14 protein-coding genes and 1 tRNA gene are annotated in these 13,063 nt (G+C 66.2%); 8 read left to right on the forward strand and 7 right to left on the reverse strand.

Annotation, left to right across the window (positions count from 1 at the left end; translation table 11 throughout):
- Positions 1-240, forward strand: a 240-nt coding sequence (locus ON20_RS06315; RefSeq protein WP_176564518.1) for a hypothetical protein, incomplete at its 5' end; no start/stop codon positions are given.
- 1,026 nt (positions 241-1,266) lie between these two features.
- On the opposite strand, the gene ON20_RS06320 is transcribed toward ON20_RS06315, so the two are convergent.
- The 3 genes from ON20_RS06320 to cmrA all read right to left on the reverse strand — a co-directional run bounded on the left by ON20_RS06320 (position 1,267) and on the right by cmrA (position 2,905).
- Positions 1,267-1,342: transfer RNA gene (locus ON20_RS06320), tRNA-His, on the reverse strand.
- Positions 1,343-1,397: 55 nt separating this feature from the next.
- The gene (gene orn, locus ON20_RS06325; RefSeq protein ID WP_040834028.1) at positions 1,398-2,048 is read right to left on the reverse strand and encodes an oligoribonuclease; all 651 of its coding nucleotides are present in this window, start codon (positions 2,046-2,048) and stop codon (positions 1,398-1,400) included.
- A gap of 53 nt (positions 2,049-2,101) precedes the next feature.
- Positions 2,102-2,905, reverse strand: coding sequence for a mycolate reductase (gene cmrA, locus ON20_RS06330; RefSeq protein WP_040834013.1), 804 nt, complete (start codon positions 2,903-2,905; stop codon positions 2,102-2,104).
- 136 nt (positions 2,906-3,041) lie between these two features.
- Between cmrA and ON20_RS06335 the strand changes: the two genes are divergently transcribed.
- Positions 3,042-4,385, forward strand: coding sequence for an MFS transporter (locus ON20_RS06335; protein ID WP_051161784.1), 1,344 nt, complete (start codon positions 3,042-3,044; stop codon positions 4,383-4,385).
- Positions 4,386-4,416: 31 nt separating this feature from the next.
- Here the strand turns inward: ON20_RS06335 and ON20_RS06340 are convergent, their stop codons facing one another.
- Entirely contained in the window at positions 4,417-5,025 is a 609-nt protein-coding gene (locus ON20_RS06340; protein ID WP_040834029.1) for a TetR family transcriptional regulator, read from the reverse strand.
- A 196-nt stretch (positions 5,026-5,221) separates the two neighbouring features.
- Here ON20_RS06340 and ON20_RS06345 point away from each other — a divergent pair, with 196 nt between their 5' ends.
- From ON20_RS06345 to ON20_RS06370, 6 genes are all read left to right on the forward strand, one after another.
- On the forward strand, positions 5,222-6,280 hold the full coding sequence (locus ON20_RS06345) for a ferredoxin reductase (protein ID WP_040834015.1): 1,059 nt from the start codon (positions 5,222-5,224) through the stop codon (positions 6,278-6,280).
- 20 nt (positions 6,281-6,300) lie between these two features.
- The gene (locus ON20_RS06350; protein ID WP_040834016.1) at positions 6,301-7,488 is read left to right on the forward strand and encodes a fatty acid desaturase family protein; all 1,188 of its coding nucleotides are present in this window, start codon (positions 6,301-6,303) and stop codon (positions 7,486-7,488) included.
- Complete coding sequence (locus tag ON20_RS06355; protein ID WP_040834017.1) at positions 7,485-7,868, forward strand: hypothetical protein; 384 nt, start codon at positions 7,485-7,487, stop codon at positions 7,866-7,868. Before ON20_RS06350 ends, ON20_RS06355 begins: the two co-directional genes overlap by 4 nt.
- 59 nt (positions 7,869-7,927) lie before the next feature.
- Complete coding sequence (locus ON20_RS06360) at positions 7,928-8,248, forward strand: hypothetical protein (RefSeq protein ID WP_040834018.1); 321 nt, start codon at positions 7,928-7,930, stop codon at positions 8,246-8,248.
- A 69-nt stretch (positions 8,249-8,317) separates the two neighbouring features.
- Entirely contained in the window at positions 8,318-9,412 is a 1,095-nt protein-coding gene (locus tag ON20_RS06365; RefSeq protein ID WP_245547080.1) for a mechanosensitive ion channel family protein, read from the forward strand.
- Between the two features lie 146 nt (positions 9,413-9,558).
- Positions 9,559-10,293 carry a DUF4389 domain-containing protein gene (locus ON20_RS06370; RefSeq protein ID WP_040834019.1) on the forward strand — a complete coding sequence of 245 codons (735 nt, stop codon included), beginning with the start codon at positions 9,559-9,561 and terminating at the stop codon, positions 10,291-10,293.
- Positions 10,294-10,350: 57 nt separating this feature from the next.
- Here the strand turns inward: ON20_RS06370 and ON20_RS06375 are convergent, their stop codons facing one another.
- Genes ON20_RS06375 through ON20_RS06385 form a run of 3 tightly spaced genes read right to left on the reverse strand, consistent with a single transcriptional unit; the run spans position 10,351 to position 12,995 of the window.
- Positions 10,351-11,325 (reverse strand): ABC transporter ATP-binding protein, encoded by a 975-nt coding sequence (locus ON20_RS06375; protein ID WP_040834020.1) that lies wholly within the window; start codon positions 11,323-11,325, stop codon positions 10,351-10,353.
- Position 11,326: 1 nt separating this feature from the next.
- A complete protein-coding gene (locus ON20_RS06380) occupies positions 11,327-12,175 on the reverse strand; it encodes an ABC transporter permease (RefSeq protein ID WP_245547081.1) in 849 nt (282 codons plus the stop codon).
- Positions 12,168-12,995 carry an ABC transporter permease gene (locus ON20_RS06385; protein ID WP_051161788.1) on the reverse strand — a complete coding sequence of 276 codons (828 nt, stop codon included), beginning with the start codon at positions 12,993-12,995 and terminating at the stop codon, positions 12,168-12,170. The genes ON20_RS06380 and ON20_RS06385 overlap by 8 nt, the downstream gene beginning before the upstream one ends.
- Between the last annotated feature and the right edge of the window lie 68 nt (positions 12,996-13,063).

The following is a 13,063-nucleotide window of genomic DNA, read 5'->3' on the forward strand; positions in this document are numbered from 1 at the left end:
TTCGCCTTCGCCTTGGCGTTCGCCTTCGCCTTGGCCTTGGCGTTCGCCTTCGCCTTGGCGTTCGCCCTGGCCTTCGCGTTCGCCTTCGCCTTGGCGTTCGCCCTGGCCTTCGCGTTCGCCTTCGCCTTGGCGTTCGCCTTCGCCTTGGCCTTGGCGTTCGCCCTGGCCTTGGCGTTCGCCGCCATTGGCTGGTTCGTTGGTGGGGCCGAAGGGGGCTGGTTCGTCGTCGTCGGGGAATAGGTTGATGCGTGATGGGTCGGGGTCGGGGGTGCCGGTGGTGCTCGAGCCGTCGTTGTCGGGTTCGGGGCGTCCGAAGGGGGCTGGTTCGTCGTCGTCGGGGAATAGGTTGATGCGTGATGAGTCGGGGTCGGGGGTGCCGGTGGTGTGGTCGGGGGGTGTGCGGTCGTCGTAGGGGCGGGGGTCCGCGTGTGGGCTGTTGTTACCCCGGGTGGGGGGACCAACGGGGTGTACCAGCATGTCGTGCGGGTCGAGCCGGTAAAACTGTCTGATGTCGCCGTCGGTGGGGGTATAGACGGTGGAGCTGCCGGGAGCGGCGTTCGATCGGCCGCTGTCCTGGTTGCCGGATTGGTTGCCCTGGTTCGGCGGATCGGTAGGGGAATGGCCACCGGTTGGCTCGGTGGAGCCGTGCTCCCTGGCGGGGAGGGGAAGAGGCGGAGCCTGGCCCTGTCGGGGCGTGGGTTCTCCCCGGCCGCGCCAACTGGGGGAGGAGGCCGCTGGAGCGGGGTTCGGAGAACCGGGGAGGGGGGGTGCCTGGCTGGGGTCGCGGGGGAGGTTTACGCCCGAGGCGCGTACTGCTCCGGTAGCCTCGTTTCCGGTGGCTCCGAGAGTTTGGGCTGCGGTGTGCGCCCTGTTGCTGCCGTTATTCACAATACCGTCGTGCGCGCCACGTCCTGCTTTTCCCAGCAGTTCGCGTACTGTATCCGTGATCTGCCGCAAGAGTGCCCTCGGCCCTGATGGTTGTGCCACTGACCCTACGCCCTCCCGTCTTGTACGAAGTGGGCCTAAGGCTCGGTAGTCGGCGACTGCGCCGCAGACGTGGCCCAATCGAATGAGAGAACTTTACTCACCACTCATTGAGCCGCCATGGTTTCGGTACCCTCCGCGATGCGTTGGATATTACGCCGCGCGAAGCTGTTTCCCACCGCTCCCAGATTTGGAAGTTCGCGTGACCGCACCGTATTCCCTCGGTGGCCGCCCAAAACAAATCGGGTCCTGGCCAACTCGCGGGCCAGGACCCGATTCTTGTGGGGTGAGTGACGGGACTCGAACCCGCGACAGCCAGGATCACAACCTGGTGCTCTACCAACTGAACTACACTCACCATTGCCGGTGAAGAACCGGCGCGCTAGATATTAGCGCGTCTCCCCCCTTCAGGGCTAATCGGTTTCCGGCGCGCCGTTGACCTGGGTCGATGACAAGTCGACATCCAGGGCGCTGACCTCGGCGGCGATCGCGGTGATATCCGCTGTCGACGGGCCGGGTGGGGCGACGAAGGCGGTGCGTCGGTAGTACACCAGTTCGCGGATCGATTCCTTGATATCGGCCAGCGCGCGGTGGGTGAGTCCCTTCTCCGGTTGTCCGAAATAGATCCGCGGATACCAGCGCCGGCACAGTTCCTTGATCGAGCTGACGTCGATCATCCGATAGTGCAGGTGCTCGTCGAGCCGGGGCATGTCCCGGGCGATGAACCCGCGATCGGTGGCGATGGAATTACCGGCCAACGGCACCGCCCCGGCGGTGGGAACATATTGCCGGATGTAGTCGAGAACCTGTTGCTCGGCCTCCTTGACGGTGACCGTGGAACGGCGGACCTCCTCGGTGAGTCCCGAGCGGGCATGCATCTCGGCCACTACGGGCGGCATGGCGGCGAGCGCCTCGTCGTCGGCGTGGATGACGATGTCGACGCCGTCACCCAGGATGTTCAACTCGCTGTCGGTGACAAGGGCGGCCACTTCGATCAGCTTGTCGCTGTCCAGACGCAGCCCGGTCATCTCGCAATCCATCCACACCACTAATTTGTCGGACACTTCCACTACCCTAGTCAGCCCGGCGACTCTTTCGATTGATTAACGCTTGTCTACTATCCACCGAGTTTCCGGTAGAACACCCCCGCGATCGGGGCGGTGACGGCGCGGGGCCCGTACTGGCCGGCGACGCTCATCCCCTTGCCGATCAGTCCCGGCACGACTCGCATCTTGTTCCGCAGCAGCGCGTCGATCGATACTTTCGCGGTCTGCTCCGAGGAGACCCACATGAAGTCGGGGACCATCCGGTCCACGATCGACGTCTCGGCCGGATCCGGGATTTCGGTGCGCACAGGACCGGGCGCGAGCAGGGTGACATGGACACCCGAGCCCTTCAGCTCCCCGCGCAGCGACTCGGCGAAGGTATTCGCGAACGCCTTGCTCGCGGCGTAGGTGGTGTTGTGGGGGATGGGCATATTGCCCGCGGCCGATCCGCTGATCAGGATGCCGCCGGCGCGGCGGGCCAGCATGCCCGGTAGGACGGCCAGGGTGAGGTCGTGGACGGCGACGGCATTGAGCTCCAGCTGGGCCCGCTCGTAGCCGGGGTCGAGTTCGGCGACGGGACCGAAGGTCGCGATCCCGGCGTTGTTGCACAGTACCGCGATCTCGCGTCCGGCCAGCTCCTCGGCCAGCGGCGCGCGCTGCGTTCGGTCGGCCAGATCGACGGCCCGGATCTCGGCTGTGATCCCGTGGTCCCGGGTGAGCCGCCGGCCGAGTTCCTCGAGCAGTTCCGCGCGCCGGGCGACGAGGATCAGCGAATAGCCGCGGCGGGCCAGCTCCTCGGCCAGCGCGGTCCCGATTCCGGACGATGCGCCGGTGACCACGGCGCGGTTCTCAGCGGTAGCAGCAGGCACACTCACCCCGCCACCCTAATGGTGTTCCGCCGCGGTGTTCGCCGGTCGGCGGGGGGAACTCCGGTGTGAGCGCTTGTCCCCGTACAGGCGCCCTTTGGCTTCCTCCCCCTGACGGGCGAGGTGTCCGCGCTACGCTCGTCCGATGAGCGAGGTGGACGCGCGTGCCGCGGAGCGGGAGCGGCGCGGGCAGATGGTCGCATGGGGGTTGTGGGATTGGGGATCGGCGGCCTTCAACGCCGTGACCCTGACGTTCGTGTTCTCGGTATATCTCACCGATACCGTCGGCGATGATCTGCCGGGTGGGATATCGGCCGGCGCCTGGCTGGGTTGGGCGCTCGGTATCTCCGGTCTGGTCGTCGCGCTGACGGCGCCCGTGAGCGGCCAGTGGTTCGACGCGACCGCCAACCGCAAACGATCGCTGGGGGTATTGACCGCGCTGTGCGTCGCCATGATGGCCGCGATGTTCTTCGTCCGGGACGACTATCACGATCTGTGGTTCGGACTGTTGCTGCTGGCACTCGCCTCGGCGTTCTTCGAACTGGCCGGTGTGCCCTACAACGCCATGCTGCGGCAGGTCTCCACCCCCGACACCATCGGCCGGGTCTCCGGTTTCGGCTGGGCTATGGGCTATTTCGGCGGTATCGTCCTGCTGCTGATCTGCTACTTCGGGTTCATTTCCGGTGAGGGAGACACTCGCGGGCTGCTCGGTATCCCCACCGACGAGGGGCTGAATATCCGGTTGGTGGTCATGCTGGCCGCGGTGTGGTACGCGACCTTCGCCCTGCCGGTGCTGTTCGCGGTGCCCGAACTGGTGCGGCCGAACGCCGATCCGGGCGCGTCCACGGCCGGGTTCCTCGGTTCCTACCGGGTGCTGTGGCGGGATCTGCGGGACCTGTGGGCGGTCGATCGGGGCGTCGTCGGTTTCCTGCTGGCCAGTGCGGTGTTCCGAGACGGGCTGGCGGGGGTGTTCACGTTCGGCGCGGTGCTCGCGGTGCGGGTCTACGGTCTCGACTCCGGCGATGTGCTGTTGTTCGGAATCGCCGCCAATATCGTCGCGGCGCTGGGGGCGATAGTGGCCGGCCGCTTCGACGACCGGAGCGGGCCGAAACGGGTGATCGTGGTTTCCCTGTCCGCCATGGTGGGCTGTGGGATCGTGCTGTTGGTGGTATCCGGGCCGGTTCTGTTCTGGGTGTTCGGGCTGTTGCTCACGCTGTTCGTCGGACCGGCGCAGGCATCGGCGCGCTCATATCTGGCACGGTCGGCGCTGCCGGGGCGGGAGGGGCAGCTGTTCGGGCTCTACACCACCACCGGGCGGGCGGTGTCCTTCCTCTCGCCTCTGCTGTTCGGGGTGTTCGTCTGGGCGCTCGCCGCCGATCGCGCGGGGATCGTCGGCCTGCTGGTCGTCCTGGGCGCCGGTCTGCTGGCGCTGCTGGCGGTTCCCGCGCCGAAGAAGTGGGCGCACACGTCCGAAACGCCGGACGTCTGAGCGCATCGCCGAGCCGTGGGCGGGGCTCGGTTCAGGGCCGCCAGGCGCCCATTCCCAGGGCGATGAGCCGCACCTGTTGGACGGTGCGCTCGATGATTGTCCGCTCTTCGCGCGGCGCGGCGGACACATAGTCGGCGATACCGTCGGTCACGGTGTTCACGATCAGGTCGGCGGCCACCTCGAGGTCGTGCGACGACCATGCGTCGAGCGCGGGGACCCGGGACAGATCCACCACGAGTTCTCGCACGATCAGCTGCAATTCCAGGGCGATCGCCGCTCGTAGGGTGGCCGAGCCGCCGCGCTGTTCCCGGATCAGGAAGCCGAACAGTTCCCGTTTGGTGGATACCTCGCCGAAGACGAACCGCACTGTTTCCGACAGCCGGGCATCGGGGGTGCGGCGCAGTTGTCGCAGGGCCAGCCGCAATGCCTGTACTCCCTCGTCGACCAGTGTCGCGGCGAGGTCGTCGAGCGAGGCGAAATGGCGGTAGAACGCCGTCGGCACGATTCCGGCCGAACGGGCGATCTCGCGCAGGCTGAGTGCGCCGAAACCGCGTTCGGCGGCCAGTGCCAGCGTGCCGTCCAGCAGTGCCTGTCGGGTGCGCTCCTTGCGCTCACCTCGGGTTACCGCCTGCTCACTCATCTCCGTGAGCATACATCCGTTCACCATTCGACCATCCTCCAGCTGTTGTTCGTATCACACCTTTTCCTGGTTGACAGTCGCACCGGGGCTTCCTGCACACTAGTTGAGTGTACACACGTACACTGAAGTTCATACCGGCGTGATGGTTGTATGACGCACACGCCATGACCCGACCAATACAGGCACGGAGAACCGAATGGTGGATCTCATCAACCTGGCGCAGACCTTGACCTGCCCGCATCCGCTCGACCGCTATCTCGAACTGGTGCGCCCGATGCTGACCGTTCGAGATATGCGTGCCGAGTTCATCCGGGTGGACCGCTCGGTACCGGGAACGATCTCGCTGACCCTGCGCCCGACCCGCCACTGGCGGGGTCTGCGGGCCGGCCAATTCGTGCGGATCGGCGTGGTGATCGACGGAGTGCGACACACCCGCTGCTATTCGCCGACGAACTCGGAGCACAGCCGGGACCGGCGCATCGACCTGACGATCCGGGTGCACCCGCACGGTCTGGTCTCGCGGTACCTGCACGACCATGCCGAACCGGGCATGGTGGTGGATCTCGAACCCGCCGACGGCGTGTTCCACCTGCCCGAGCAGCGTCCCGAGGGGGTCCTGTTGATCAGCGGCGGCAGCGGTATCACCCCGGTGCTGTCGATGCTGCGCACCCTCGTCGACGAGAGGCGCACCGGGCCGGTGGTGTTCCTGCACTACGCGCGTTCGCCGGAAATGGTGCCGCATCGCCGAGAACTGGCGCGAATCGCCGCCGCCCACCCGAATATCTCGGTGGAGTTGCGGTATCCGCGACGCGATGGACGCACCTTCGACTACGACGAACTGGTCAGGGTGGCGCCCTGGTTCACCGACGCGCAGACCTATCTGTGCGGCCCGCCGCGGCTGATGGACTCGGTGCGTGCCGTGTTCGAGGCCGAACACCTGACCGACCGGTTGCACACCGAGGAATTCACCTTCACCGCCGCGCCGGTGGACGCCGCCGAGGTGCACGGCGAAACGACCTTCAGCGCCAGCGGGGTCACCGCGGACAACGCCGGAACGAGTCTGCTGGAGCAGGCCGAACAGGCCGGTCTCAGCACGGAGTTCGGCTGTCGCATGGGGATCTGCTTCTCCTGCACCGCGGTGCGCCGGGCCGGCTGCACCCGAAACCTGCGCACCGGCGAACTCGAATCCGATCCCGACCAACCCGTCCAACTCTGTATCCAGGCCGCCGTGGGCGACGTGGACATCGACATCTGATATACGAAGGGGAGACGCAGATGACCATCCTCACCGAGACCGAAGACGGACCGCTGATTCTCACCCCCGAGCAGGTCGCCGAAATCGGCCGAACACTCGACGCACTCCGCGACCGCGTGGTCTCCGATCTGGGGCAGCGCGACCGCGAGTACATCTATTCGATCATCAAGGCCCAACGTGGTTTCGAAATCGCCGGCCGCGGCCTGCTGTACCTGGGCTTCCTGCCGCCGTTCTGGCTGGCCGGGGTGGCCGCGCTGGGGGTGTCGAAGATCCTCGACAATATGGAGATCGGCCATAACGTCATGCACGGCCAGTACGACTGGATGCGTGAACAGGGCCTGAATTCCCGGGTATTCGAATGGGATACGGTCTGCCCGTCGGACCAGTGGAAGCATTCGCACAACTACGTGCACCACACCTTCACCAATATCCACGGCCGGGACCGGGATATCGGGTACGGCATCCTGCGCATCGACGAGGAGCAGGACTGGCACCCGTACTACCTCGGCAATCCGCTCTACGCCTTCCTGCTCATGGTGTTCTTCGAATGGGGTGTCATGCTGCACGACCTGGAGGCGGACAATATCGTCAAGGGCAAGCGCGGCTGGGTCGAGATCAAACCCCTGCTGAAGGGGCAGTGGCGTAAGGCGAGTCGGCAGGTGCTCAAAGACTATATGGTCTTCCCGCTGCTCAGCGGTCCGCTGTTCTTCTCCACCCTGACCGCCAACATCAGCGCCAACCTGGTGCGCAATCTGTGGGCGTACTCGATCATCTTCTGTGGACACTTCCCCTCCGGCGTACAGACGTTCACCGAGGAGGAGACCGCCGACGAGACCCGCGGCGAATGGTATGTGCGCCAGATGCTGGGTTCGGCGAATATCACCGGCAGCAAGCTGTTCCACATCATGTCCGGGAATCTGTCGCACCAGATCGAGCACCACCTGTTCCCGGATCTGCCCGCCAACCGGTATCCGGAGATCGCCCCCGAGGTTCGGGCGCTGTGCGAGAAGTACGGCCTGCCCTACAACACCGGTCGGCTGGGCAAGCAGATCGGGTCGGTGTGGGTGAAGATCTTCCAACTCGCCCTGCCGCCGCGGCTACTGGACTCGCGTTTCGCCCGGCTGCTGCCCGTTGCCCTGCGAAAGCGGTCGGTACCCGGTGTTATCGTGATGCGACAGCGGAATAAGACCGAAGTGGGCGTGCGATGATCGGCAAATTCGAGGCCAACAAGGATCTGATCCAGGAGCTGACGACCTCCGGCGCCCGGCGGATCGGCAATATCGCCGGAATCATCACCGGAACCGTGCAGGAGGTCACCCGGGAGATCGGTGAATGGATCACCGACGCCATCGAGATGAACGAGGCCGCCGCCGCGGCTCGGCGCGATGCCGCCGCCCAGGCCGCGGCCGAGCGGACCACCGACCTCGGCGAGCGTCGTCTCGAACCGGGTGCCGGGGACGTCGAGGAGGCCGATACCGTCTCCGAAACCGAGGCGGTGCCACCGTCGCCTGCCGGGTCGGCACCGGGGGTGGATGTCGAGGTGGTCGAGCCCGATGTCCGGGACGGTGGCGAGAACCGGCGACGGTAGTCCCCCCGCGGTGAGGTGGGCCACGGTCGGTGGAATAGCCATGGGATAGCCTCGGGGCTGTGCCAGCCTACGTCTCCTCGCCGGAGTTGAACTTCGGTTTCCTGTTCGCTCTGGAAGATCCCGAGCGGGTCGCGGAGATGGTGCGCGATCTCATGGTCCGCAAAACCGTTTCGGTGTTCCGGTTGGCCCGGCTCTCCGACGATGCCGGGCCGCCCGAACGATACGTCGTGAACTGGTCGGCCATCCGGCAGATCTCCGTGACCACCCGCACGCCCGGCCCCGATGAACTGCATGCCGGTCGGATCATGTTGGTCAATGCCTTCCTCGGCGACGGCGGGGAGATCCGGCTGTATTCGGCGCAGGGGGAGCCGCCGCGCTGAACTTACCCTCCGAGGTGAAACACGGGCGTCCGTATAACTCGATCCAAGCCGTTACCGAACTGTAGCCTTGTGAGCGAGCTATGCGCTATAGACGACCGATGGGGCAAGGAGTTGGACGCCTTGGAGAATGTGCTACGGCCGCTCATCGTTCTCGGTGGCACGCCGGCGGCGACCATCGCGATCGGCTGGGCGATCGACCGTATGCTGCGCTACAGCGCGCAGCGGCATCCGAAGAACAGGCTGCCCGCCCTGTTGCGCCGGATTCAGCTGCCGCTGCAGATCCTTCTCGGCTGCGCCGCCCTGCACTACACCTACCCTCTGGCCGAACTCGACCTGCCCCAGGATGCGGTGATCCGCAATGTGCTGGGCGCGATGGCGATGATGTCGGTGGTCTGGTTGACCATCCGAGTGGTCGACGCCGTGGCGGAGAACACCCTGCACCGCTACGCGAACCGCAGCGCCGATATCGCGCGGGTGCGGCAGTTGAACACCCAGCTCACCCTGGTGCGCCGCATCGTCACCACCGTGCTGGCGGTCACCACCGCCGCGGTCACCATGGTGCTGCTGTTCCCCGGCCTGCGTACGCTGGGCACCTCGCTGCTCGCCTCCGCCGGCGTCATCGGCATCATCGCCGGTGTGGCCGCCCAGTCCACACTCGGCAATCTCATGGCCGGTCTGCAGATCGCCTTCGGTGATTCGGTGAAGATCGGGGATACGGTCGTGGTCGAGGGGGAGCAGGGGACCGTCGAAGAGATCACCCTGACCTTCCTCACCGTCCGGATCTGGGACGACCGCCGGCTCACCATGCCGGTGTCGTATTTCAACAGCAAGCCGTACGAGAATTGGTCCAAGGGCGGTCCGGAACTCACCGGCACGGTCTATCTGTATCTGGACCACAGCGCCCCCGTGGCCGAACTGCGTGAACGTCTGTACGAATATCTGCGGGAGCGGCCCGAATGGGATGGTCGCAGCTGGAATCTGCTGGTGACCGACAGCACCCCCACCGGTATCCAGGTACGGGCCTCGATGACCGGGCGAAACTCCGGTGATGTCTGGGAGCTGCGCTGCGCGGTGCGCGAGGAGCTGATCGGCTGGCTGAGGCGCAACCATCCCGAGGCCCTGCCGCGGGTGAACACGGTCGAGATGCCCGTTCCCACGGCCTAGACCGTCAGTGATCCTTCGGGTGCCGCACGGTTTCGTCAGGGTGTCGGTATCGCAACGTTGCCACGCTTATTTGTGTTGTGCGTCACAATAAGTGGGCGGTCGGGCGGATCCGCTCGACCGAAGCGGCACCACGAAGGAGCTCGATCATGTCCGGCAACCCGGTCACCCCCGGCTATCCGGTCCGAGTCCGTGGCGATCTCGACCCCGCGCTGTCGCGGTGGATGTGGATCGTGAAATGGATTCTGGCGATACCCCACTACATCGTTCTGTTCTTCCTCCACATCGCCTATGCGGTGGTCACCGTGATCGCCTTCTTCGCGATTCTGTTCACCGGCAGGTATCCGCGCACGCTATTCGATTTCAGCGTCGGGGTCATGCGCTGGACATGGCGGGTGTCGTACTACGCCTGGACGGTCCTGGGCACCGACCGGTATCCACCGTTCAGTCTGGACAGCAAGGCCGACTACCCGGCCGACCTCGAGGTGGACTACCCCGAGCACCTGCACCGCGGTCTGGTGCTGGTGAAATGGTGGCTGCTGGCCATTCCGCACTACCTGATCGTGGGTGCCCTGGTCGGCGGCGCCCTCACCTTCACGACCGGCGATATGAACGAGGAGCCCAGCGGTGGTGTCTTCACGATCCCGCTGCTCGGCGCGCTGGTCCTGGTCGCGGTGATCGCCCTGCTGTTCACGGCGCGCTATCCGCGGGGGCTGTTCGACTTCCTGATGGGTATCAACCGCTGGACGATCCGGGTTCAGGCGTACGCCTCGCTGCTGCGCGACGAGTACCCGCCCTTCCGGTTGGACCAGGGCGCCCGGGAGGAGGCCGGACCCGCCGAGGCCGCCCCCGCGGTCGACACGACCAAGCCCGTCGACGAATAAACCGTCCCGGGGTTCGCACCGGCGCCGGCCCCACCACGGCCGGCGCCGGCGCGCCCGTCACCGTGCGGATTCGTAGAGCCGTCGCACGATGTCCTCGATTTCGGGCTCCTCGATCGATAGATCCCGCACCTCGGCCCGCGCCGATACTGCGGCGAGCAGCTGCGCTGCCGTGGTGGTCTCGGCGTCGAAGGCCAGACGCTGTCGCATACCGCCGGCCTCGCTGGAGACCAATGTCGCCTCGGGTAGATCGGCGAGTTCCGGGGTGGGCTCGGCCAGATCGACGATCAGCATCCGGCGAGCGCCCACCGTCGCGCCCAGCCCGGTCAGCGATCCGTCGTACACCAGCCGCCCGCGGTCCACCACCAGCACTCGTTCGCAGAGGCGTTCGATATCACCCATATCGTGTGTCGTCAGCAGTAGCGTGGTGCCGCGTTCGGTGCGTTCGGTTCGCAGGAATTCGCGTAGCCGCTGTTTGGAGAGCACGTCCAGACCGATGGTGGGCTCGTCCAGGATGATCAGCTCGGGGGAGTGCAGCAGGGCCGCGGCCACCTCGGCGCGCATCCGCTGTCCGAGTGACAGCTGCCGGACCGGGGTGTCGAGGGTATCGGCCATCTCCAACTGCTCGATCAGCTCATGGATGCGTTTTCGGCCGGCGTCCGCGTCCAGGCGGTGAATAGCGGTCAGGAGGGAGAACGATTCACGCAGCGGCAGATCCCACCACAGCTGGGAACGCTGTCCGAACACCACGCCGATCCGAGCGGCCAGTTCACGCCGCTGCCGGGACGGTTCCAGCCCGCAGGTGCGCACCGTGCCGGAGGTCGGCACCAGGATGCCTGCCAGCATTTTGATGGTGGTGGATTTGCCCGCGCCATTGGCGCCGATATAGCCGACCGCCGCGCCGCGCTCGATCCGGAAGGTCATGGTGTCGACCGCGGTGAGGTCTTCGCGGCGGCGCCGCAACCGCCCCTCCTTGCGATAGCGCACGAATGTCCTGGTCAGCTTGTCGACCTCGACGATATCCGAATCGGGCACGTCAGCCCCCTCCTCCTTGGTAGTGCCGAGTACCGCGCCGCCACATCGTGAGCGCCACGAGCCATACCCAGGCGGCGGCCACCGGCGACAGCCAGGCGAGCCAGGAGGGCAGCAGAGCGGGTCCCGGCAGCCGTAGGAGCGCGAGCGTCGGCAGGTAGGCGGTGAAGGCAACCGGTATGGCGAAGCCGAACAGCAGTTTCAACGGAGTGGGGAAGACCGAGGCGGGCTGGGAGGCCGCGTACGAGCCGCCGTAGGTGAAACTGTTGGTCAGTTCGGCACCGTCGATCAGATAGAACTGGCATCCGGCGGCGGTTACGAGCACACCGGCGAACAGTACGATCCCGCTCACCACGGTCAACGCGAGCAGGGCGACGGCTGTTACGGACCAGGCGATGTCGTTGCGGACCAGACCGATGACCAGGGCCGTGAGCGCCACCGTGGCGCGAGCGAACCGGCGCAGCGAGATATCGCTCGTGATCAGCTGCAGCAACAGCGGCTGGGGACGCAGGTGGTAGATATCGAGCGTGCCGAGCCGGATCTTCTTCGGGAGTTCGTCGAGGTGGCCGAACATCACCTGGGCGAGCGCGAAGCAGAGATTGCTCAGGCCGAACAACAGCAGTGCGGCGTCCATATCGAGACCGCCGAGCACCCCGACATTGTGGAAGACAACCCAGACCTCGGCGAATTCCACCAGTCCGACCACCAGCGAGCCCATCACCTCGGCGGCGAAGGAAAGCCGATAGGAGCGTTGGGCGCGCAGGCGCGAAGCCAGTACCGCGGCATAGGGGGTGAACGGTGAACCCGCCGGGCCGGTGCGGACCGCAGGTGTCGATATCGCGGTCTCAGCCACCCTGCACCTCCAATTTGCGCCGCCCCGCCGCCAACAGCAGCCGGCCCACCGCGCCGACCGCCAGCACCCATCCGACCTGGACCGCGATCACCCGCACCGCGTCGAACCCGACGATCCGCCCGGACAGTACATCGACCGGAGCCTGCAGTATCGACGGGAACGGGGTGGCGGCCGCCACCGTGCGCAGCCACTCGGGAAAGGCGTGCACCGGCACGCCCAGCCCGGCCAGGAAAGAACCGCCGACACCGTAGAGGACGCGTAGGCCGCGGGTCTCGACGACCCAGAAGCCGACGGTCGTCAGGGCGAACAGCGACAGGAAGGACAGTGCCATGGCGAGCAGTACGCTGACCGCGCCGAGCAGGTACGGCCCCGGGGTGCTCGGGAGGGCCAGACCGACGGTGAGCATGCCGACCAGCAGGCTGGGTAGGCCCCGCGGCACGAGTGTGCACACGGCCCGGCCCAGGTCGGCCGCGAGATGGCCGAATTGGATGTCCACCGGCCGCAGGAAGTCTATGGCGATATCACCGGTTCGCATCCGTTCGGAGAGTTCGAGTTCCGCGCCCATGAACAACAGGGCGCCCAGCAGCCCCTGGGAAAGCCATACGTAGGCGCCGATACTGCCGGCGTCGTAGCCCGCGAACCCGCCCGCCGCGCCGACCGCCGCGGTCAGGATGGCCGCGCGGACGAACCCGAAGACACAGTTGGTGAACAGCCCGGCGAACATGGCCAGTTTGTATTGCCATTGGCGTCGGAACCCGGCGACGGCGAGGCTTCGATACACCGCGAATGACCCGATGATCGTCCCCCCGGTGGCCGACACCGACGCTCCTCCCTCGCCCGAACACGAAGGTGCTACTTTACCGTGCGCGGCGTGTATCGCAGAAGCTC

Source organism: Nocardia brevicatena NBRC 12119 (assembly GCF_000308495.1).
Classification (GTDB): domain Bacteria; phylum Actinomycetota; class Actinomycetes; order Mycobacteriales; family Mycobacteriaceae; genus Nocardia; species Nocardia brevicatena.

Excerpts from the sequence above, each read along its gene's own strand:
- ON20_RS06335 (WP_051161784.1), top strand. The coding sequence starts at position 3,042 with ATGAGCGAGGTGGACGCGCGTGCCGCGGAGCGGGAGCGGCGCGGGCAG.
- ON20_RS06340 (WP_040834029.1), bottom strand. The coding sequence starts at position 5,025 with ATGAGTGAGCAGGCGGTAACCCGAGGTGAGCGCAAGGAGCGCACCCGA.
- ON20_RS06345 (WP_040834015.1), top strand. The coding sequence starts at position 5,222 with ATGGTGGATCTCATCAACCTGGCGCAGACCTTGACCTGCCCGCATCCG.
- ON20_RS06350 (WP_040834016.1), top strand. The coding sequence starts at position 6,301 with ATGACCATCCTCACCGAGACCGAAGACGGACCGCTGATTCTCACCCCC.
- ON20_RS06355 (WP_040834017.1), top strand. The coding sequence starts at position 7,485 with ATGATCGGCAAATTCGAGGCCAACAAGGATCTGATCCAGGAGCTGACG.
- ON20_RS06370 (WP_040834019.1), top strand. The coding sequence starts at position 9,559 with ATGTCCGGCAACCCGGTCACCCCCGGCTATCCGGTCCGAGTCCGTGGC.